The sequence below is a fragment of the Methylorubrum thiocyanatum genome, from assembly GCA_014138645.1.
GTDB lineage: Bacteria > Pseudomonadota > Alphaproteobacteria > Rhizobiales > Beijerinckiaceae > Methylobacterium > Methylobacterium thiocyanatum.
Window position 1 is genome coordinate 529406 of the sequence record JACJIB010000002.1, and the last position, 20298, is coordinate 549703.

Consider the following 20298-nt stretch of genomic DNA (forward strand, 5'->3'; position numbering starts at 1 on the left):
TAAAGTGCACTTAGCCGGCCGGTCTGCATCCTCAGGGAGACGCCCATGGGTGAGTGGAGGCATTTCGGCGAGCGTCTGGAACTCCCTGCCCTGGCACCGGACTGCGGCGTGGTAACGGAGGCGCCGGCGTGCTCGGCCTTCGAGCATCCGCGTGAGGGCGCGGGGATGCGCAGCCAGCTGGCCAGCGTGGTCGAGGCCGAGATCCTGCCCCGTCTCATGCTGGCGCACCGTCAGCGGCTGCAGCCGCGAGGGCTGGGATCGGCGCGCCGTCCAACCCCCGACGAGGTCCAGCGCCTCAGCGAATTGCTGCTGGCGCGCACGGACACCGATCTCGCCCTTCACCTCCTGCAGTTCCTCGATGAAGGGCTGACGCTTGAAGCGGTGCTGGTCGAACTCCTTGCGCCCGTGGCCCGGCATCTCGGCCATCTATGGGAGGAGGACGCCTGTGACTTCGTGGATGTGACCGTCGCCCTCGGGCGGCTCCAGGCCGCCACACGCGATCTCTGCGCGCGCGTCGAGGACGAATCGGCCGATGCATCCGGGCGCAGCATCCTCCTGCTGCCGTGCCCGGGGGAGACCCACGTCTTCTGCCTGTCCCTGGTGGCGACCATTTTCCGCGAGTCGGGATGGGATGTGACGACGACCGGCGCCCATTCGAACCTCGACCCCGTCGAGCTGATCGGCGCGGAATGGTTCGATGTCCTCGGCCTGACCCTGGCCTGCGATGTCCTGGTCCCGGCCCTTCCGGAGGCGATCCGCGCCTTGCGCGCGGCTTCCCTCAATCCCAGGGTCAAGGTGCTGGTCGGCGGTCCCTATTTCGCCAGAAATCCGAACCAAGCGCGCCTCGTCGGCGCAGACGGCACCGCAGAAGATGGGCGGCTTGCACCGCTCATCGCTGAAAGCTTGCTTGAAATGCGGACGCGAGCCTGTTGATAAGGGCGCTTTCCGCGCCATCACGAAGTGTTGACCTTGAGCAGCTTGGCGAGCCCCTCTCCCCGGCGCCCTTCCCCGGCGCTGCATCAGGCGGCCGGTCTCCTCGACGGTGAGGCGGCCGGCCTGCTGATTGCTGCGACCTCCGATCTGTCCCTCGTGGTCGATGATCACGGCATCATCCGCGATACCGCGGCCGGGCAGGCCGATCTCGATGGCCACGGCATCGAATCCTGGCTCGGGCGGCCATGGATCGACACGGTGACCGTCGAGAGCCGCCCGAAGATCGATGCGTTGCTGCGCGACGCGGCGCCCGGCACCATGACCCGCTGGCGGCAGGTCAATCACCCCTCCCCCACCGGTACGGATCTGCCGATCCGTTACGCCACACTCCGCCCCCGCAAGGAGGGGCCGATCATCGTGATCGGCCAGGATCTCCGGACCGTTGCCGCGCTCCAGCGGCGTCTGGCCGAAACCCAGCAGGCGCTGGAGCGGGATTACGACCGCCTGCGGAGCGCCGAGACCCGCTACAAGCTCCTGTTCCAGCTCTCCGGCGAGCCGGTGCTGGTGGTCGATGCCGGCACGCGGCGGGTCACGGAGATCAATCCGGCGGCGATGCGGCTGCTCGGCCGGCCGCAGAAGCGCGTCCTCGGCCAGGATGCGGCCGAGCTTTTCGACGCGGGAAGCCTGCGCGAACTGCAGACGCTGTTCGCCGGCCTGCGCGTCACCGGCCAAGCGACGGACCTCGTCGCGCCCTTGGCTGGTGGACGGGGCGAGGTCCGCGTCTCCGCCTCCCTGTTCCGCGGCGACGGTGCGACCTCGGTGCTGCTGCGCCTCACACCGCTGACCCGCGTGGCGCCGGAGCGCGCCGAGTTCGGCGGCGGCGCGCTCGACATCATCCAGCGGATGCCGGAGGGGTTCGTCGTCACCGACGCCTCGCGCCGCATTCTCACAGCCAACACCGCCTTTCTCGATCTCACGCAGCACGCCACCGAGGAGCAGGTGCGCGGACAGTCACTCGACGGCTGGCTCGGCCGTGAGGAGACCGACACGCTCGCGCTGTTCGCGATGCTGCGCGACCACGGATCGGTCCGCCATTTCCCGACGGTCATGAGAGGCCAGTACGGCTCGGTGGAGGAGGTGGAGGTTGCCGCGGTGTCCGCCTCCCATGCCGACCAGCCCTGCTTCGGCCTGACGATCCGGGCGACGCCCCGGCGGACCGCGCCCGTCCATGCGGGCGGCAGCCACGACCTGCCGCGTTCGGTCGAGCAGATGACCGAACTCGTCGGCCGTGTCTCGATGAAGGCCCTGGTGCGCGAGACCACCGATCTCATCGAGAAGCTGTGCATCGAGGCGGCTCTGCGAATCACCCGGGACAACCGGGCTTCGGCGGCCGAGATGCTCGGCCTCAGCCGGCAGGGTCTCTACGCGAAGATGCGCCGCTACGGCATCGGCGATCTCGATGGAAACGACCCAGAGTTGACACCCTGAGGCGGAGGCTCCGCGCCTGCAGGATAATTCATGATCGCAGGGCGTAAGGCTGTCTCATCTTATTTTAGACCATGTGTAAAGCTTGCTTGACACAAGCCGAGGGGCGTCGGTAGCTTGCCTGCATGGCAACGCCTGCTCCGAGCGCCGTCGTCGAACTTCTCAAGCCGATCACATGGTTCGCACCCATGTGGGCCTTCGGCTGCGGGGTCATCTCCTCCGGTCAGGCCCCCTCGGGACAATGGCCCGTCATCGCCGCGGGCGTCGTGCTGGCCGGGCCGCTCGTCTGCGCGACGAGCCAAGCGGCCAATGACTGGTTCGACCGCCATGTCGATGCCATCAACGAGCCGGACCGGCCGATCCCGTCGGGGCGCATTCCTGGCCGCTGGGGGCTCTATCTCGCCGCCGGCTGGACGATGCTGTCGCTGCTCGTCGCCGGGATGCTCGGACCCTGGATCCTGGGAGCCGCGCTGTTCGGCCTCGTGCTCGCCTGGATCTACTCCGCACCGCCGCTCCGGCTGAAGCGCAATGGCTGGTGGGGCAACTCCGCGGTCGCGCTCTGCTACGAGGGCTTGCCGTGGTTCACCGGCGCGGCGGTGATGGCCGCGTCGATGCCCGACCGGCGGGTGCTCCTCGTCGCCCTGCTCTACTCGGTCGGCGCCCACGGCATCATGACCCTCAACGACTTCAAGTCGGTGGAGGGGGACCGGGCCATGGGGCTGCGTTCGCTGCCGGTGCAGCTCGGCTCCGATCGCGCCGCGCGCTTCGCCTGCCTCGTCATGGCGCTTCCGCAGGTCGCGGTGGTGGGGCTTCTCATCGGTTGGGAGCGGCCCTGGCAGGCCGCACTGGTCGGCGCTCTGCTCGCGGGGCAGCTCGCGCTGATGACGCATTTCCTGAAGGCGCCCCGCGCCCGCGCCGCCTGGTACAACGGCACCGGCACGACACTCTACGTCCTCGGCATGCTGGCCTCGGCTTTCGCCCTGCGCCCTCTCGTGCAAGGGCTAGCGTCATGACAAGCGCGCCGCTCCCCTCGTTCCCCGCCTTCTCCTGGCTCCAGATCGTCCGGCTCGGCCTCGTCCAGACCGCACTCGGGGCGGTCGTGGTTCTCATGACCTCGACCATCAACCGGGTGATGGTGGTGGAGCTGGCGCTGCCCGCGATCGTGCCGGGGGGACTCGTCGCCCTGCATTACGCCACGCAGGTGCTGCGGCCGCGCTGGGGCTACGGCTCCGATGTCGGCGGTCGGCGCACGCCCTGGATCGTCGGCGGGATGGCGGCGCTCTGCCTCGGCGGTTTCGGTGCCGCGGCCGCCACGGCGCTCGCCGCCAGTCATCTCACCGCTGGCTTGGCGCTCGCCATCCTCTCCTTCCTGCTCGTCGGCATGGGCGCGGGGGCGGCGGGGACCTCGCTCCTCGTCCTGCTTGCGACCGGGGTCGAGGCCGGGCGTCGGGGCGCGGCGGCGACCATCGTCTGGGTGATGATGATCGCGGGCTTCGCCGTCACCGCCCCGCTCGCCGGCCACTTCCTCGATCCGTTCTCCGGCGCGCGGCTCATGGCCGTGTCGGGGACCGTTTCGCTGATCGCCTTCGCCGTGGCTGTGCTCGCGGTCACCCGCATCGAGCCGCGACGGGGCGCATCGGCCACGGCCCGGGCGGAGAAGAAGCCGCCCTTCCGCGCGGTGCTGGCGCAGGTGCTGGCCGAACCGGCGGCACGGCGCTTCACCCTGTTTATCTTCGTCTCGATGCTCGCCTACAGCGCGCAGGAGCTGATCCTTGAACCCTATGCCGGCCTCGTCTTCGCGATGACGCCGGGGGCGACCACCAAGCTGGCCGGGCTTCAGCACGGCGGCGTGCTGGCCGGCATGCTGTTCGTCGCCGGCGTCACCGTCTTCGTCGGCGGCCCGTGGCTCGGTTCGCTGAAGCTGTGGACCGCAGTCGGCTGCGCGCTCTCGGCTCTGGCCCTTGCGGCGATCTCCGTCGGCGGGCCGATCGGACCGGATTTTCCCCTGCGGGCGGCGGTGGCGGGGCTCGGTTTCGGCAACGGCGTCTACGCGGTGGCGGCGATCGGTTCGATGATGGCGCTCGCCGGCCGCGGCGGCGAGACCGAACGCGGCACACGCATGGGCGTTTGGGGCGCGGCTCAGGGCGTCGCATTCGGAGCCGGCGGTTTCCTCGGAACGCTGGCGGTCGATCTCGCCCGCCTCGCCGCCTCCGAGCCCGTCTACGCCTACGCCACGGTGTTCGCGGCCGAGGGCGTGCTGTTCCTCGTCGCGCTGCTCATCAGCCTGAGCGTCGAGCACGTCACCGTCGGGCGGCGGCGCAATCCGCTGACCGAGACGGCCTCCTTCCAGCTCAATCCCGGCTTCGAGGCGAGGTAGCCCAATGGCACACCACGGCGCTTGCGAAACGTTCGACGTCGTGGTGGTGGGCGGTGGCCCGGCCGGCGCAACCGCAGCCGCGGATCTCGCGGCCTCCGGCCATCGGGTGCTGCTCCTCGACAAGGCCGGGCGGATCAAGCCCTGCGGCGGCGCGATCCCGCCGCGGCTGATCCGCGACTTCGCGATCCCCGATTCCCTCCTCGTCGCGCGTATCCGCAGCGCCCGGATGGTGGCGCCGAGTGCCCGCCACGTCGACATGCCGGTCGGTGAGGGATTCGTCGGCATGGTCGATCGCGAGCATTTCGATCCCTACCTGCGCGAGCGGGCGGCGCTCGCCGGGGCGGACCTGCGCGACGGCCTGTTCGAGCGCATCACCCGCGATCACGCCGGTCTCGCGACGGTGCATTACCGGCAGGGCAAGGCGGGTGAGGCGCGGCAGGTGCAGACCCGCCTCGTGATCGGAGCCGACGGGGCCACGTCGGCCGTCGGACGCGCCGAGATCCCGGGCCATGCACGGATGCGGCAGGTGTTCGCCTATCACGAGATCGTCCGGCGCCCGGAGGGGCCTCAGCATGACGGTGCGCGCTGCGACGTCTACTACCAGGGCCGCCTCTCGCCGGATTTCTACGCCTGGATCTTCCCGCACGGCGAGACCGTGAGCGTCGGCACGGGAAGCGCCCGCAAGGGCTTCTCCTTGCGCGGCGCAATTCGCGAGCTGCGCGCCGGTACCGGTCTGGAAGCCTGCGAGACGATTCGTCGGGAGGGTGCGCCGATCCCGCTCAAGCCCCTGCGGCGCTGGGACAACGGCCGCGACGTGCTGCTTGCCGGCGATGCGGCCGGCGTCGTCGCGCCGGCCTCGGGGGAAGGAATCTACTACGCGATGCTCGGCGGGCGCCTCGCGGCGGAGGCCGCCGGCGCGTTCCTCGTGGCGGGCGACGCCCGCGCGCTGGCCGGCGCGCGCAAGAAATTCATGCGTCTGCACGGGCGGGTCTTCTGGATCCTCGGAATGATGCAGTGGGTCTGGTACCGCAGCGACGGCCTGCGGGAGCGCTTCGTCGCCATCTGCAAGGACAAGGACGTCCAGCAGCTCACCTGGGACGCCTACATGAACAAGGAGCTGGTGCGCGCGAAGCCCGCCGCCCATGCGCGGATCTTCTTCAAGGATCTCGCGCACCTGTTCCGCTGGGTCTCGCCGTGAACGGGGTGCTGGCCGGCGGCTGGGAGCCGCCCGCCCTCGCCGCCTTGCTGGCGCTCATGGTCGCCGTGGCCGGCGGGGTCGCGACCCGGACCGACGCTTGGTATCATCGCCTGCGCGTGCCCGGATGGAAGCCGCCGGACTGGGCCTTCGGCCCGGTCTGGACCGTCATCTTCATCCTCACCACGGCCTCGGCGATCATCGCCTGGAACGCCGATTCCGATCCGGCGGCCCGAACCCGGCTGATTGCGGTCTTTGCCGTCAACGGCGTGCTCAACATTGCCTGGAGCGTGATCTTCTTCCGCCTGCGCCGGCCCGACTGGGCTTTCGCGGAGGTGTTGCTGCTGTGGTTCTCCATCCTCGCGGTGGTGTTCACCCTCGGCCGGGTGTCCGTGGCGGCGGCGCTGCTCAACCTTCCCTATCTCGCCTGGGTGAGCGTCGCCGCCTGCCTGAACCGTACCATCGTCCGGCTCAACCCGCGCTTCGGGGGCGCGTGAGCCATGGACGCCTTCTTCGCCCCCCTCTTCGCGTCAGGGCGGATCGTCGATGCGATCCTCGTGCTGGTGGCCCTGGAGGCGCTGGTGCTGATCGGTCTGCGGGCGCGCATGGGCCGGGGGCCGGCGCCGGGCGCACTCCTGAGTAACCTCGCCTCCGGGGCCGCGCTGATGCTGGCCGTGCGGGCGGCGCTCACCGGCGCGTCGTGGTCCGCCGTCGCCGCCTGGCTGAGCGCGGCGCTTGCCGCCCACCTTACCGAGATGGCGCTCCGTTTCCGCCGCGACGGTGGAACACTTTCAACGAGCTGTGACAAGCCGCCGTGGAACAACCGAGGGTGGTGAGCGTTCGGTGCGCGTCCACCGCCGATTTTGAACGATTCTTGGCCGGGATTCCTCGCATCTGGAGATCGGGTTCATGACACGCCTCACTGCCCTGGGCTCCGGTTGGCTGGCTATCGCCGCGCTGCTCTCCGTCGGAACGGCCCATGCGCAGGAGGCGGACGCCGATCTGATCAAGCGTGGCGCGTATCTCGCGACGGCGGGCGATTGCACCGCCTGCCACACCAAGGCCGGCGGCAAGTTCATGGCCGGCAACTTCAAGCTCGACACGCCGATCGGGGCGATCAAGACGCCCAATCTCACACCCGACGACGAGACCGGCATCGGCAAGTGGAGCTACGAGACTTTCGAGAAGGCCTTCCGCCACGGCATCGGCGACGAGGGCGAGTATCTCTACCCGGCCTTTCCGTTCGGCTGGTACACCAAGGTGTCCGACGAGGACACGAAGGCGATCTTCGCCTACCTCAAGTCGCTGCCGCCGGTGAAGGAGAAGCGGGAGGAGAACGAGATCCCGTTCCCCTTCAATGTCCGCACCGCCCTGATCACGTGGCGCACCGCCTTCTTCACCGCCGAACGCTTCAAGCCCGATCCGAATGCCAGCGCCGAGGTGAACCGCGGCGGGTATCTCGTCGAGGGTCTCGGCCATTGCGGCATGTGCCACAACGAGCGCAAGCTCGTCGGCAATTCGAGCCTCGCCGGCCGGTTCGGCGGCGGCGTCATCGACGGCTGGTACGCGCCCAACATCACCCCGGACGGGCACCAGGGCATCGGCGCCTGGAGCGACGAGGAGGTGGTGGCTTACCTCAAGACCGGTACGGCGCCGGGCAACCGGCCCGGCGTGGCGGCGGGCCCGATGCGCCAGACCATCGAGGAGTCGCTGTCGAAGATGACCGACGCCGATTTGAGGGCGATGGTCGCCTACCTGCGGACGATCCCCGCCAAGCAGACCTACAAGGAGAAGGATCTCCAGGCCTTCAACCAGCCGGGCGCGCCGGGGGCGGACACCTACCTCACCTACTGCTCCTCCTGTCACCGGCCGGACGGAAAGGGTGTCGAGGGCGCCATCCCGGCGCTCGCCGGCAACACCTCGATCCAGTCCCGCGGTCCCGAGACCATCATCAACGTCATCGTCGGCGGCCTCGCCGCGCAGAGCGGCTACGCGCCGATGCCGGCCATCGGCCAGGAGATGACCGACGAGCAGATCAAGAACGTCACCGACTACATCCGCAATTCCTGGGGCAACAAGGCGCCCGTCGTCTCCGAGACCGGCGTCGTCGCGTCCGCGCGGCAGAAGATCAAGACGATGATGGCCGGCAATGCGCCGTGCTCGACCATCGACGACGACAAGCTCAAGGCGAGCGTCGAGCAAGCCACCGGCGGCGATGCGTTGAAGGGGCTGAAGCCGAACGACTTCGTTCCGGTTCTCTCCCGCGTGGCGCCGCAGGTGAAGGCTGCCGCGCCCGAGGCCGGGGACGACGCCGTGGTCAACGGGCTGCTCTCGGCCTTCTGCAAGGCGAACCGCAGCGACCGCGACGCGGAGCCGTTGCCTTGGTCGGCCACCATCGGTTCGTTCGGCAACGTCGCCTACAGTCAGGTGAAGAACCCGGAGAAGCGGGTCGATGCGGCTCCGGGTCAGCCGCCGTCCTCGGGAGCCTCATCGCCGAAGCCTTGATTCCGGTTTTTGCGCCCTACCATTGCCGGGTGCAGCCGCCGCCCCGAAACGCCCGACGGTGAATCGCGAGCGATCGCGCGGCGGCTTCTGATGGCCCCCAATGGGAGTGCGAGCGTATGCAACTCGGCATGATCGGCCTCGGCCGGATGGGCGGCAATATCGTCCGCCGCCTCCTGCGCGACGGCCATACGGCCGTGGTCTACGACCGCGATCCGAAGGCTGTGGAGGCTCTGGCGTCGGAAGGCGCGACGGCGGCATCCAGCCTCGAGGATTTCGCGGCGAAGCTGGAGGCGCCGCGCACCGCCTGGGTCATGCTGCCGGCCGGCCAGATCACCGAGGAGACGGTGACGGCACTCGGCGGCCTCCTGAGCGCCGACGATTGCATCATCGACGGTGGGAACTCGTTCTATCAGGACGACGTCCGTCGCGCCCGCGATCTCGACGTCAAGGGCATCCACTACGTCGATGTCGGAACTTCCGGCGGCGTCTGGGGGCTCGAACGGGGCTACTGCATGATGATCGGCGGCCATAAGGAGGCCGTCGATCGGCTGGACCCGATCTTCCGCACCCTCGCACCGGGCATCGGTGAGATCCCGCGCACCCCCGGCCGCGACGGGCGGGATCCGCGGGCCGAGCAGGGCTACATCCATGCCGGGCCGAGCGGGGCCGGCCATTTCGTGAAGATGATCCACAACGGCATCGAGTACGGCCTGATGCAGGCCTATGCCGAAGGCTTCGACATCCTGCGCCACGCCAACGCGCCTGACATCCCGGAGGCGCGCCGCTTCGATCTCAATCTCGGCGACATCGCCGAAGTCTGGCGGCGGGGCAGCGTGGTCTCGTCCTGGCTCCTCGATCTCACCGCCTCGGCGCTCGCGGGCGACGAGCGCCTCGAAGGTTTCTCGGGCTATGTCGAGGATTCCGGCGAGGGCCGCTGGACCATCAACGCGGCGATCGAGGAGGCCGTGCCAGCCACCGTCCTTTCCAGCGCCCTCTATCGCCGCTTCCGCTCCCGCGAGGACGAGAGCTACGCCGACAAGCTGCTCTCCGCGATGCGCCAGGGCTTCGGCGGCCACAAGGAGCCGCCGCGCCGCGGGCCGGCTCCGTGATTCCGCTTCCCCCCAACACCGAATTGACGGCGGATGCCGAGGCGACGGCCCGGGCGGCGGCCGAACATCTTCTGACAATCGCCGGAAGCGCGCCGGGGGATCGTGTCGCGATCTGCCTGTCCGGCGGCTCGACGCCGAAGCGGCTCTACGCGCTGCTGGCGTCGCCCGGCTTCGTCGAGCGGGTGCCGTGGGCGCGCATCCACTGGTTCTTCGGCGACGACCGGGTCGTGCCGTGGGGCGATCCCTTGAGCAACGTGCGGATGGTGCGCGAGGCCTTCGGCCATGCCGCACCGGTGCCGGCGACGCACCTGCACTTCATCCCCTCCGACAAAGGCGCCGAGGCCGGGGCCCGGGCCTATGAGCGGGTGCTGCAGGATTTCTACGGCGCCGACCGGCTCGACCCGAACCGGCCGCTCTTCGACCTCGTGCTGCTGGGCCTCGGCAGCGATGGGCACACGGCCTCGCTGTTCCCGGGCAAGCCGGCGCTCGCCGAGCGAGAGGCCTGGGTCGCGCCGGTGCCGGAGGCGGGGATGGAGCCGTTCGTGCCGCGCATCACCCTGACCTTCCCGGCCTTGGCCTCCTCCCGCTCGGTGCTGTTCCTCGTCAACGGCGCGGGCAAGCGGGAGCCGCTGCAGCGACTGGCCGATGGCGAGGATCTGCCGGCGCGGCACGTCGAGAGTGCGGGGCGGGTGACGTGGTACGTCGATCGCGAGGCAGCCGCGGCCTGACGCCGTCGTCGAAGGACGCGGTCGGCCGGTGCCCGGCTCGATCCCACCCTCGCTCGCGGCATGCGCCCCCGCCTTATTTTCGACGAGGGTGTTACCCGTGTATGAACGGCCGATGATCGACGATGAAGATCGACCACGCCGGAGGACGCCGATGGTAGGAGCCGAACGCGCAGCCGCGGGGAACCCCTTGCCGCGGGTTCGGCAGCCGCGCTTCCCCCTCCGGCGGAGGCGCATCCTGCCCGGACCGCTCAAGCCGATCGATGCGCGCAGCCGCCGCAACCCGGCATGGGTCGCGAGCGTCGGCGTGGTCGGGCTTTCGCTCGTCGCCACATGGGCGATCGCCGCACAGATTCGTGCGGGCGGCGAGGTCTCGCCGCGGTCCGCTCCCGTCGAGACGGCCGCATCCGCTCCCGAGGCGATGGCTCCCGTGCGGGTCGTCGGTGCCGTGCAGGCGCCGCAGGCCGCGCCGGTGGAGGAACCGACCGCCCCGGTCGAGGCCCCCCTCGCGGCCGCGGAGCCGCAGCCGGCCACGCCCATCGCGCCCGCGCCGACGCTTCCGGCCTCGAAGCCGGTTGCCGCGCTTCCGAACGACCTCGGAGCCTTGCCGGTTCTGGAACTCGACGAGACCGCCTTCGACGCGGTCCGGCCTCCAGTTGCGGAGGAGGCTCCCCGCCCCAACCCGCGGGCTCTCAATCGGCATTGATTCAAACGTGAAAGCCGCCCCGGTCGCGTCGCGATCACGGGGCGGCTCGACGTTCTGATCCAGACCTCATCGGGCGCCCGGAGCGAAGCCTCGCCCGGGAACGCGGTCCTGTTCGGCGCCTCAGGCGGCGAGCGGTAGATCTTCGTCCGCCTCGGCCGCCATGAACTGGGCCCGGGCGAGCGCCGCGAAGCGCTGGTTGAGGGCGACCAGCTCGTCGAAATTGCCGGCCTCGACGATCTTGCCGTTCTCGAACACGAGGATCCGGTCGGCGTTGCGGATCGTGGCGAGGCGGTGGGCGATTACGAAAGTGGTGCGGCCCTCCATCACGGTCTCCAAGGCCTGCTGCAGCTTGCGCTCGGTCGCGGCGTCGAGGGCACTGGTCGCCTCGTCGAGGATCAGCATCGGCGGGTTCTTCAGCAGCGCGCGGGCGATCGAGAGCCGCTGGCGCTCGCCGCCGGAGAGCGAGCGGCCGCGCTCGCCGATGATGGTGTCGAGTCCGTCGGGCTGGCGAGCCATGAACTCGCTGGCCTGGGCACGCTCCAGCGCGTCGAGCATCTCGGCATCGGTCGCGTCGGGGCGGCCGACCTGAAGGTTCTCGCGGATCGAGCGGTTGAACAGCATCGGCTCCTGGAACACCACGCCGATGTTGTGGCGCAGCGACGAGAGGCCGATGTCGCGGATGTCGAGGCCGTCGATGCGGATCGCGCCGGCATCCGGATCGAAGGTCCGGTGCAACAGGCCCAGCGTCGTGGACTTGCCCGAGCCGGTGGTGCCGACCAGCGCCACGGTCTCGCCGGGGCGGGCCGTGAAGGACACGCCGTCGAGCGCGTTGCGGCGACCGTCGTAGGAGAAGGCGACGTCCTCGAAGCTCACCTCGCCCTCGAACCGAGCGACCTGCTTGGCGTGCGGCCGGTCACGGACGGTCGGCACCGTGTCGACCACCTCGAAGAACTCGCGCATCTTCGGCGCCTGCATGAACACGCCGTTCACGAAGGTCACGACGTGATCGAGCTTGGTCACCAGCATGGTGGCGAGGCTCATGAAGGCGACGATCTCGCCGACCGTCGCCGCACCCTTCTGGTGAAGGGCGATGCCGGTGATGAAGATCGCGGTCATGGTCAGCGTGCCGGAGGCGCGGGTGGCGACGTTCGCCAGCGCCCACCACGACAGGACCGGGATCTGCACGCGGAGCAGGTCGTGGATGATGTCGCGCATCGCCTCCTTCTCGGCGCGCGCGCGGGTGAAGGACTGGATCACGGCGACGTTGCCGAGGGCGTCGGAGGCGTGAGCGGCGAGCCCCGACTGGAACTGCTCGACCTCGCCCTGGAGCGTCTCGGTGCGGCGCAGGACGTAGCTCGCCAGCGCGGTGAAGACGAGGACCAGCACGACGAGGATCGCGCCGAGCCGCCAGTTCACGAACAGCGTCAGCGGCAGCAGCACGCCGACCGAGAGAAGGGCGGAGAAATGCTCGCGGAAGAAGTTGAGCCAGACCCAGGCCATGGCGTTGGTGCCTTCCAGCATCGCCTTCAGCACGCGGCCCGAATGGTTGGACGAGTGGAACGCGATCGGCAGTTCGAGCACGTGCTCGAAGAAATTCGCCATCGTCGAAAGCCGGTTGCGGTGGGCGAGCCTGTCGGAATGCAGGGCGATCGCTACGCCCGCGCCGATGGTGAACAGACCGAACACCACCCAGGCGACGATCCAGGGCAGCAGGGTCGTCGCCGGCGTATCTTTGGAGAGATGGGTCAGGCCGTCGATGATACGGCCCATGATCAGAGGTTCGGCGAAGGCCGCTACCGCGAGTGCGACGTTGGCCACGATCAGACCGATGGCCAGCCGCTTCTCCGCTCCGAGCAGGCCCAGCACCCGCGCATAGAGTCGAATCATCGACATCGTGCTTTCGCTCCCCGCCCCGTCCGGCCGCGGCCGTGGGGATCTCGTCGTTGGAACCGGATCGCTCCGGTGCCGGCCGACCGTGAGGCTGCGGTTCTTCCGCAAGACGCCACTCGGGCAACCGGCACGGGAACTTATGGCGGCCCGCCCCTGAACGGCACATGACGGGGAACGGGCGGTTCCTCCAAGTCCCTTTACGGTTCCTTCAGCCTGTTTTTTTACATCTCGGGGACGGCCGGCAGGATCGGTCGGGCTTCGGGCGTCGGCGTCATGGATCTCGCAACCGGTATCGGGCTGCTCGGCGGCGTCGGCGTGGTGTTCACGCTGATCATGATCGACGGTGGCAACTTCGCCGCCTATTTCGACAAGCACGCCGTGATCGTGATCTTCGGCGGCGCCATCGCCGCGACGATGATCCGCTTCCCGTTCTCGACCATGCTGCACGGCCTGCCGATGGGCCTGCGCTACGCCTTCACCATGCGCTCGGTGAAGCCGCACGAGCTGATCGAGGAGATCACCAAGATCGCCGACGTCGTGCGCAAGTCGGGGCCCATCGCCCTGGAGAGCATGGAGATCTCCGACCCGTTCCTGGCCCAGGGGGCGCGCTACATCGCCGATGGCTACGACCGCGACTTCATCCGCGACACGATGGAGCGCGACCGCGACAACTTTCTGATGCATCTCGACGAGGGCTCGAAGATCTATCGCGCCTTCGGCGATTGCGCCCCGGCCTGGGGCATGATCGGCACCATCCTCGGCATGGTGACGATGTTCGCCAACATGTCCGACCCCTCGAAGCTCGGACCCGCCATGGCGACCGCGCTGCTCGCGACGCTCTACGGCGCGCTGATCGCCAACATGGTCACCCTGCCGATCGCCGACAAATTGCACGTCAAGCTCGAAGAAGAGGACGTGTCGCGCTCGCTCATCATCGACGGCATCCTGCTGATCCGCGACCAGAAGAGCCCCTCGCTGGTGCGCGAGATGCTGATTGCCTACCTGCCCGCCAACCACCGCGAGGATCTCGCCGCGGAAGCGGCGTGACGGGAGTGTAGGCGGTGGCCAAGAAGAAGCGCGGCGGCGCCCATGGCGGTCACGGCTGGTTCGTGACCTTCGCCGACCTGATGGCGCTCCTGATGAGCTTCTTCGTCATGATCGCCGCTTACTCGACCCAGGACCAGAAGAAGCTTCAGGTGGTCGCCGGCTCGATGCGCGATGCCTTCGGCGTGAACAAGGAATCGAAGTTCGCCGGCATCCTGGAGAGCGAGGGCATTCCGACCGCGGACAAGTTCAAGCACCTGCGCGACGTGCCGCCGGAACGCGCCACCGACCGCACGACGCCGCCGCAGATCGACAGCGGCCTCGACGACGGCATCCCCGACCGCGGCTACCCGGATGCGTTCGGCCAGGCCGCCGCCTCCCTGCGGCAGGCGATGCAGGACATGCCGGAAGTGGCGGAGCTGTCGAAGAACGTCATCATCGCACCGAGCCGGAAAGGGCTCGACGTGTCGATCGTCGATCAGGATGGCCGCTCGATGTTCCCGGAAGGGTCGAGCCGGCCCAACGACCGCACCCGCCGCCTGCTGGAGCGGCTGGCGCCGACGTTGATGAAGCTGTCGAACCGCATTGCCGTGACCGGCTTCACAGCGACCGCCCGTCCCGGCACTCGCGACACCGCCCCGCCCTGGGAGCTCTCCGCCAACCGGGCGCTGAGCGTACGGGACGTCCTGGCCAATGCCGGGCTGCCGGATGATCGCTTCGCCTCCGTCGCCGGAAAGGCCGACACCGAGCCGATGTTTCCCGACAACCCCTATCTGGCGGCCAACCGGCGGGTGACGGTGACGCTTCTCTCCGAACCGCCGCCGACGCCCAGCGGCAAGGTCATACCCTGAAGGCGACGTTCCCGAGCCCCTATTTGGCGACCAGGAGCGCCCAGTAGACCTTGTATTTTGAGCCCGGCGCGTAGGCCGTGGCGATGCCCATCCGCGTCGCCTCGGGTGCGAGCATGACGGCCCGGTGCGGGGGGCTGTCGCGCCAGCCCGAAAACGCTTCGGCCAGCGTGTGATAGCCCGCCGAGAGGTTCGCATCCGCCCCGTCGTAGCCGAGCCGGGTCACCGCGGCGCGCACCGTCTGGCTCTTGCTCGGCCGGTCGGAGGCGGCCATGGCGGCGGCCTCGGTCTCGGCGAGCCGCTGCAATTCCGGATCGATGACCAGCGGCGCGGCGCCGTTGTTGCGGCGATAGGCCGAGATCATGTCCCGGGCCGCGGCCGTATCGACCGTGGTGCTGCCGGTGGTGAGCGGCAGGTACATGGTGGGCAGGCCGGTGGCGTCGGGCGTCATTGTCCCGGCGCAGCCCTGGAGCAAGGCGACGAGGGCGAGGGCCGCAGGTGCGGCGAGCAGGGTCTGGCGTCCGGACACGACGGCGTTCTTCCCGTAAGCAGACCGTCGAGGTGGGCCCTGCGGGCGGTAAACTCAAGTGTAGCGGCGGCACCGGCCCCGATATCCTCAGGGCCAGCGCCTGCTCACCCGATATCCGCTCGCCCTATCCCAGGCGCCGGCGAGCCGCCTCCTGCGAGACCCCTGGGGCCCGGCGCAATTCCTCGCGTGTGGTAGAGGACGACGCGGCCTCCTCCGCCATCTCCGGCTCCTTCTCCCCGCTGTTCGATCCCGAGGCGGCTGCCGGCGCGACGACCTGTGTTCCCGACTGGCCGACCGCGTAAGCGATCTGTCCGAGCGCATCGCGCACCGGCTCCAGGCCCTGCACGGTGATGAAGCTCGAAGCCGGCCCCATCGGCGGGATGAACTCGGCATCGGCCAGGGTCTTGAACACCGAGAAGTTCAGGTCGCTCTGCACCTTCTGGCCGAGATTGACGTCGATCACCATGGCGACCAGCTCGAACTCGAGGAAGGGGTCGCCGATCTTCTTGAACACCACCCGCGGCGGCGGCTCCTTGAGCACGTCGGGATGGGCCTTGGCGCAGGCGACCATCATCTCGGCCGCCTGTACGGGATCCTTGCTGCGCAGCACGTTGACCGAGATGATGACGCGGCCCGTGCGGTCGCCGCGCACGCGGTTCTTCACGATCCCTGAGATCAGGTTCGAGTTCGGCACGATGACCGCCGAGCGGTCGAAGGTCTGGATCTCGGTGGAGCGCACGGAGATGCGCTTCACGATGCCCTCGCTGTCGCCGATCAGAACCTGATCGCCGACGCGGATCGGGCGCTCCCACAGCAGCAGCAGGCCCGAGACGAAGTTGTTGACGATCGACTGGAGGCCGAAACCGATACCGACCGACAGCGCGCCGGCGACGATGGTCAGCTTCTCCAGGCTCAGGCCCAGATACGAGAAGGCGAGCGCCAGGGCGAGGAGGAAGCCGACATAGCCGGCCACCGTCGAGATCGAGTTGCGCAGGCCCGCATCGAGATCGGTTGCCGGCAGGTATGTGTTCTCCAGCCAGCGCTGGATCCCGCGGGTGATGAACACCCCGAGCACGAGGATGCTGACGCCGAAGGCGATCGCCGAGAGCGAGATCGTGACGTCGCCGACCTTGAAGCCGAAGAAGGCCGTGCGGACCGACGAGAAGATGTCCGTCGAATCGAGTCCCCAGGGCGCGAGCGCCAGGAGCGCGGCGACAGCGATCAGCAGGACACGGGCGAAGCCCGTCGCCAGCACCGCGATCTGGTTGAGCGAGCGCTTGCGCAGGCCGGTATTGGCCTGGAGCGTCGTGGCGATGCGGGTGTCTTCGCACAGGGAGCCGCCGATCAGCACGTCGGCGCTGACGATCAGGAGCCAGAGCAGGACGAGGATGCTCGCGGTCCAGATCAACTGATCGACGAGGAAGGCCGAGAGGGCGACGTAGCCGATGAGCGGTGCCACCGCGATCACGGCGACCGCGACCCAGCCGAGCAGCCGCAGCGGCCCGCCGATATTGGACGAGGTCTCGGTTCCGACATAGGGGCCGAAGCACTCCTCCTCCTTTTCCGCCGTGTCGGCGAAGCGGTGGAGGCCGATGGCGAGCAGCAAGGCCGCCGTCACGGCGCCGACGCCGCGGGTCGCGATCGAGATCGGCAGCGCGGCGTAGATCGCCGAGTTCAGTGCCTCGGTCGACTTCGACACCGTGATGACGACGGCGATGCTGACGGCAAGCGCGTTGATCCGCCACGCGGCGGCGTCCGAGACCGGTGCGGGGCGCCAGGCCGGCTTGTTTACCGCGAGCAGCGCGTCGCCGGTCGCCTCGACGAAGGCGATGAAGGCGATGCCGCCGAGGATGGTGCTGGCCACCGGCAGGAAGCGGGCGGGCAGCAGTTCGGTGACGTCGAGGGCGTAGTAGACCGCGTAGCTGCCTGCGAGGGCCGGTAGCGTTCCAAGCAGGAGCACCCGCCACGCACCCAGGAGCTTGGCGCGCTTCGAGGGCGAGGTGACGTTGATATCCCGGCGCCCGAGCGCGGGAGCGATGTTGCGGCGCCCGAAATACAGGGCGAAGGACAGGCCGAAGGCAAGGCCGAGCACCAACAGGTTCCACAGGCTGCCGTTGCGGCGAAACAGCGAGACCGTGTCGTCGAAGCCGCTCCTCAGGGAGCTGAGATCCCGCGGGATGTCGGCGCCGACCCGCATCCACAGGTCTGGGCTCAGCAGCGAGGTGCTGCGCTCGAACAGGCCGCGGGTGAAGGCGGCGCGGCGTCGATTCGAGATCTGGTCGACGATCTGGTCGCTCTGCACCAGCAGCGACTTGGCCAGCCGCTGGGTGCCGTCGATGTCGTTGACCGCCTGCTCGCGCTCCGCGCGCTCGCGGGCGACCTCCTCGCTCTCCTCGCCCTCCTTCGGCTTCGGCCCGATCTGTGTCAGGCGCTCGCGCGCCGCATCCAGCCGAGGGCCGAGCAACTCGATCGCCGACCGCAGCCGGTCGGCGAGGGGATCGAGCCCGTCGCGGGCGCGGGTCAGGTCGCCCGCGCCGACATTGGGCCCGGTAATCGCCTTCTCCCGGGCTTCGAGATCCGCCTTGATGGTGTCGAGGCGGTCACGGAGGGTTTGCAGCGCCTCCGAGACCGGCGCCTTCGGCGCTGCCGGCTTGGCGGCCGGCGCGGCCTGCCCGTTCGCCGCCGGTGGGGCCGCGTCCGGCTTCGCAGTCGGCGCTTGCGCAGCCGGGGCTGCCGGCGGACTCCCCTGCCCCGCCGCCGCATTCGGCAGCACACTCGTCGCGGTGAGCGCCGCGACCAGCGCGGCGCCGCGAACGACGTGGCGGAAACGGGTGAGGAGTACGTCTCGTAGCATCGTCATCCTTCGCGGGGGGATCGGGCGCGGGGATCGGGAACGCGTCGGTTTCCGGCGCCAGGGCAGCCTCGCCGGCCACTGCGTCCGTTGGGTCGCACGCGACCGGTGCCGTCGGCGCGGTACAGACCTGTCGGCCCGCGTCGCCCCGGAGCTAGGGCTTGAGTCCCGCTTGCCGAGGGGCGAGCCGGCAATCTTTTCCGCAACGCACAAGAGGGCTCTGGCGGGGCCTGTCTGAACTCGTAATGGGGCGAAACCGTGCGGATCGACTCCGTGACAGTCCCTTTTTCTGGAGAAAATCAGGACCCGCGACGTCGCGGACCGCCTGCTCGCCTTCACAAGCTTGTCACGCTGATATTACACTAAGCGGCGATGGACTTGGCCATATCCTCACGCAGCGAGGAGGCGGCGCTGATCGTCCGCCCTGCCCCGCTTCGGCCCGAACCGGCACGACTCGCCGGTCGGGGAAGCTGTCGCCGTCAGGATTCCTTCCTCCCCAATCCGATCCGCCACCCGGCCGGAGTGCGCTGCGCTCAGGCTTCGGGCACGGCGCGAGAGAGCGCGACAGGCCGGAGACTCGCGGCCGTGCCGGGGCGTCATGCCCACCGGCACGGTTCCGAGGCGCCCCCTGGGCTCCGGCTGTCGCGGGCACGGCATGGCCCTTCGGACTGTCCACGTCCGAGGCCGAGGCGCCCGAAGGGCGCCGTCACGAGCAGTGAGTGGCGTCGATGATCGATCTTCAGACCCTGGTGCTCAACGCGGATTACCGGCCGCTTTCCTACAATCCGCTGTCGTTGTGGTCCTGGAAGGACGCGTTTACGGCCCTGTTTCTCGATCGCGTCACCCTGGTCGCCAATTACGATATCGAGGCGCACAGTCCCAGCCGGTCCCTCAAGGTGCCGAGCGTGGTCGCCCTCAAGAGCTACGTGGCGCTGGCGCGCAGCCCGGCCTTCACCCGCTACAACATCTACCTGCGCGACACCTTCACCTGCCAGTATTGCGGCCTGCGTCTCCCCTCCGGCGGCCTGACCTTCGACCACGTCGTGCCCCGCTCCCGCGGTGGCCTCTCCACCTGGGAGAACGTCGTGGCGGCCTGCTCACCCTGCAACCTGCGCAAGGCCAACCGCACCCCGGACGAGGCGGAGATGCCCCTCCTCAACGAGCCGCACCGGCCGACGCGCCACGAATTGCACCGCCGCCAGCCGGAATTCGACCACCGCCAGTATCACCACACCTGGCTCGACTATCTGTACTGGGACAGCGAACTCGACAGCTGAGCGGATGTCAGCGCATGTGATGCACCCCATAAGGGCGTCAAATACAGCATAAGTCCGTGCTGTTATATCCCATAAGCACGTAACGTCCTAGGGGCGGCGCCGGATCTCTGGTGCCGCCCTTTTGCTGCCCGTCGCCGAACCACCCGCTACTTGACCCCCGGTGGCATCAGTCCCTTCCAGGCCCGGATCAAAGCGGGTGCCTTGCGGTGGAAGGCATGCCCGGCGGCAGTGAGCGCCCCGGACCGCCTGACCCGCGCGTCGAAGAAGTCCTGATCGCCGACCGCAGCCTCGACCCTGTCGATTGCGGCCATCACCACGGCGCGCCGAACGCCGAACGCGACCGCAGTCCTCTCCAGCGCGCCTCGACCGGCGCCGGCGGCCTCATCGACCGCACGCCACGTCATCTCAAGATCGGCAAGGGAGATCCGGACGCCCATACCGACAGCCTGGACGAGCATCATCGCCAAACTGACAATGGCCCGAGGAACCGGCCGACCGTCCGGGCCGGCCGTGCGAGGGCAGCCTCATGGCTCACCCATGGGGTTTGTTGGCGAATGCCGAACAAACTTCCGGGGTCAAACTACCGAAAGGTGTTTCTCCGCAATGGCTTCGCTGAAGCCGGCGCCGCAGGGTAGGTAGGAGCGAGTTTGTTCGGAGTTCGCCAACAAACTCGCCATGGCTTTGTTGGCGAACTCCGAACAAAGTGCTGGCTGTGATGACCGGTGCGACCCGCATGGGAAAGGCTGTCCGGGCAGGGCTCGCCCTCGTTCCGGCCGGCAGGGTCGAGGGACGCAGGCCCGTCACACTGGCACCAGATAGCGGCT

General features: G+C 69.0%; 18 protein-coding genes. 14 read left to right on the forward strand and 4 right to left on the reverse strand.

The features are described 5' to 3' along the window. Positions 1-45: 45 nt before the first annotated feature. The 11 genes from HNR51_RS06295 to HNR51_RS06345 all read left to right on the forward strand — a co-directional run bounded on the left by HNR51_RS06295 (position 46) and on the right by HNR51_RS06345 (position 11035). A complete protein-coding gene (locus HNR51_RS06295; protein WP_182554332.1) occupies positions 46-933 on the forward strand; it encodes a cobalamin B12-binding domain-containing protein in 888 nt (295 codons plus the stop codon). Between the two features lie 27 nt (positions 934-960). Then, a complete protein-coding gene (ppsR, locus tag HNR51_RS06300) occupies positions 961-2421 on the forward strand; it encodes a transcriptional regulator PpsR (RefSeq protein ID WP_182554333.1) in 1461 nt (486 codons plus the stop codon). A gap of 122 nt (positions 2422-2543) precedes the next feature. Next, entirely contained in the window at positions 2544-3431 is an 888-nt protein-coding gene (gene chlG, locus HNR51_RS06305; protein WP_182554334.1) for a chlorophyll synthase ChlG, read from the forward strand. Then, the gene (locus tag HNR51_RS06310; protein WP_182554335.1) at positions 3428-4795 is read left to right on the forward strand and encodes a BCD family MFS transporter; all 1368 of its coding nucleotides are present in this window, start codon (positions 3428-3430) and stop codon (positions 4793-4795) included. Before chlG ends, HNR51_RS06310 begins: the two co-directional genes overlap by 4 nt. A gap of 4 nt (positions 4796-4799) precedes the next feature. Continuing rightward, a complete protein-coding gene (locus HNR51_RS06315; protein WP_182554336.1) occupies positions 4800-5993 on the forward strand; it encodes a geranylgeranyl diphosphate reductase in 1194 nt (397 codons plus the stop codon). Further along, positions 5990-6487 carry a TspO/MBR family protein gene (locus HNR51_RS06320; RefSeq protein ID WP_182554337.1) on the forward strand — a complete coding sequence of 166 codons (498 nt, stop codon included), beginning with the start codon at positions 5990-5992 and terminating at the stop codon, positions 6485-6487. Before HNR51_RS06315 ends, HNR51_RS06320 begins: the two co-directional genes overlap by 4 nt. A 3-nt stretch (positions 6488-6490) precedes the next feature. Next, positions 6491-6826, forward strand: a complete 336-nt coding sequence (locus tag HNR51_RS06325; protein WP_182554338.1) for a hypothetical protein — start codon at positions 6491-6493, stop codon at positions 6824-6826. Positions 6827-6899: 73 nt separating this feature from the next. Further along, entirely contained in the window at positions 6900-8495 is a 1596-nt protein-coding gene (locus tag HNR51_RS06330) for a c-type cytochrome (protein ID WP_182554339.1), read from the forward strand. Positions 8496-8611: 116 nt separating this feature from the next. Further along, positions 8612-9604, forward strand: a complete 993-nt coding sequence (gene gnd / locus HNR51_RS06335) for a phosphogluconate dehydrogenase (NAD(+)-dependent, decarboxylating) (protein ID WP_182554340.1) — start codon at positions 8612-8614, stop codon at positions 9602-9604. Next, positions 9601-10332: a 6-phosphogluconolactonase gene (pgl, locus tag HNR51_RS06340; protein ID WP_182554341.1), complete on the forward strand. Its 732-nt coding sequence runs from the start codon at positions 9601-9603 to the stop codon at positions 10330-10332. Before gnd ends, pgl begins: the two co-directional genes overlap by 4 nt. Before the next feature lie 187 nt (positions 10333-10519). Continuing rightward, the gene (locus HNR51_RS06345; RefSeq protein WP_239681646.1) at positions 10520-11035 is read left to right on the forward strand and encodes a superantigen-like protein SSL4; all 516 of its coding nucleotides are present in this window, start codon (positions 10520-10522) and stop codon (positions 11033-11035) included. A 120-nt stretch (positions 11036-11155) separates the two neighbouring features. Here HNR51_RS06345 and HNR51_RS06350 read toward each other — a convergent pair whose 3' ends face one another. Next, positions 11156-12928, reverse strand: a complete 1773-nt coding sequence (locus tag HNR51_RS06350) for a glucan ABC transporter ATP-binding protein/ permease (RefSeq protein ID WP_141954580.1) — start codon at positions 12926-12928, stop codon at positions 11156-11158. A gap of 270 nt (positions 12929-13198) precedes the next feature. On the opposite strand from HNR51_RS06350, the gene HNR51_RS06355 reads away from it, so the two are divergent. After that, positions 13199-13972, forward strand: coding sequence for a motility protein A (locus tag HNR51_RS06355; protein WP_012457063.1), 774 nt, complete (start codon positions 13199-13201; stop codon positions 13970-13972). Between the two features lie 14 nt (positions 13973-13986). Continuing rightward, positions 13987-14820, forward strand: coding sequence for an OmpA/MotB family protein (locus HNR51_RS06360; RefSeq protein WP_012457064.1), 834 nt, complete (start codon positions 13987-13989; stop codon positions 14818-14820). A gap of 19 nt (positions 14821-14839) precedes the next feature. Here the strand turns inward: HNR51_RS06360 and HNR51_RS06365 are convergent, their stop codons facing one another. After that, positions 14840-15346, reverse strand: coding sequence for a CAP domain-containing protein (locus tag HNR51_RS06365; RefSeq protein WP_182554343.1), 507 nt, complete (start codon positions 15344-15346; stop codon positions 14840-14842). A gap of 124 nt (positions 15347-15470) precedes the next feature. Beyond that, complete coding sequence (locus tag HNR51_RS06370; protein ID WP_182554344.1) at positions 15471-18200, reverse strand: DUF3772 domain-containing protein; 2730 nt, start codon at positions 18198-18200, stop codon at positions 15471-15473. Between the two features lie 725 nt (positions 18201-18925). On the opposite strand from HNR51_RS06370, the gene HNR51_RS06375 reads away from it, so the two are divergent. Beyond that, positions 18926-19474, forward strand: coding sequence for an HNH endonuclease (locus HNR51_RS06375; protein WP_012457067.1), 549 nt, complete (start codon positions 18926-18928; stop codon positions 19472-19474). Between the two features lie 146 nt (positions 19475-19620). Here HNR51_RS06375 and HNR51_RS06380 read toward each other — a convergent pair whose 3' ends face one another. Then, the gene (locus HNR51_RS06380; RefSeq protein ID WP_182554345.1) at positions 19621-19935 is read right to left on the reverse strand and encodes a hypothetical protein; all 315 of its coding nucleotides are present in this window, start codon (positions 19933-19935) and stop codon (positions 19621-19623) included. Positions 19936-20298: the final 363 nt, after the last annotated feature.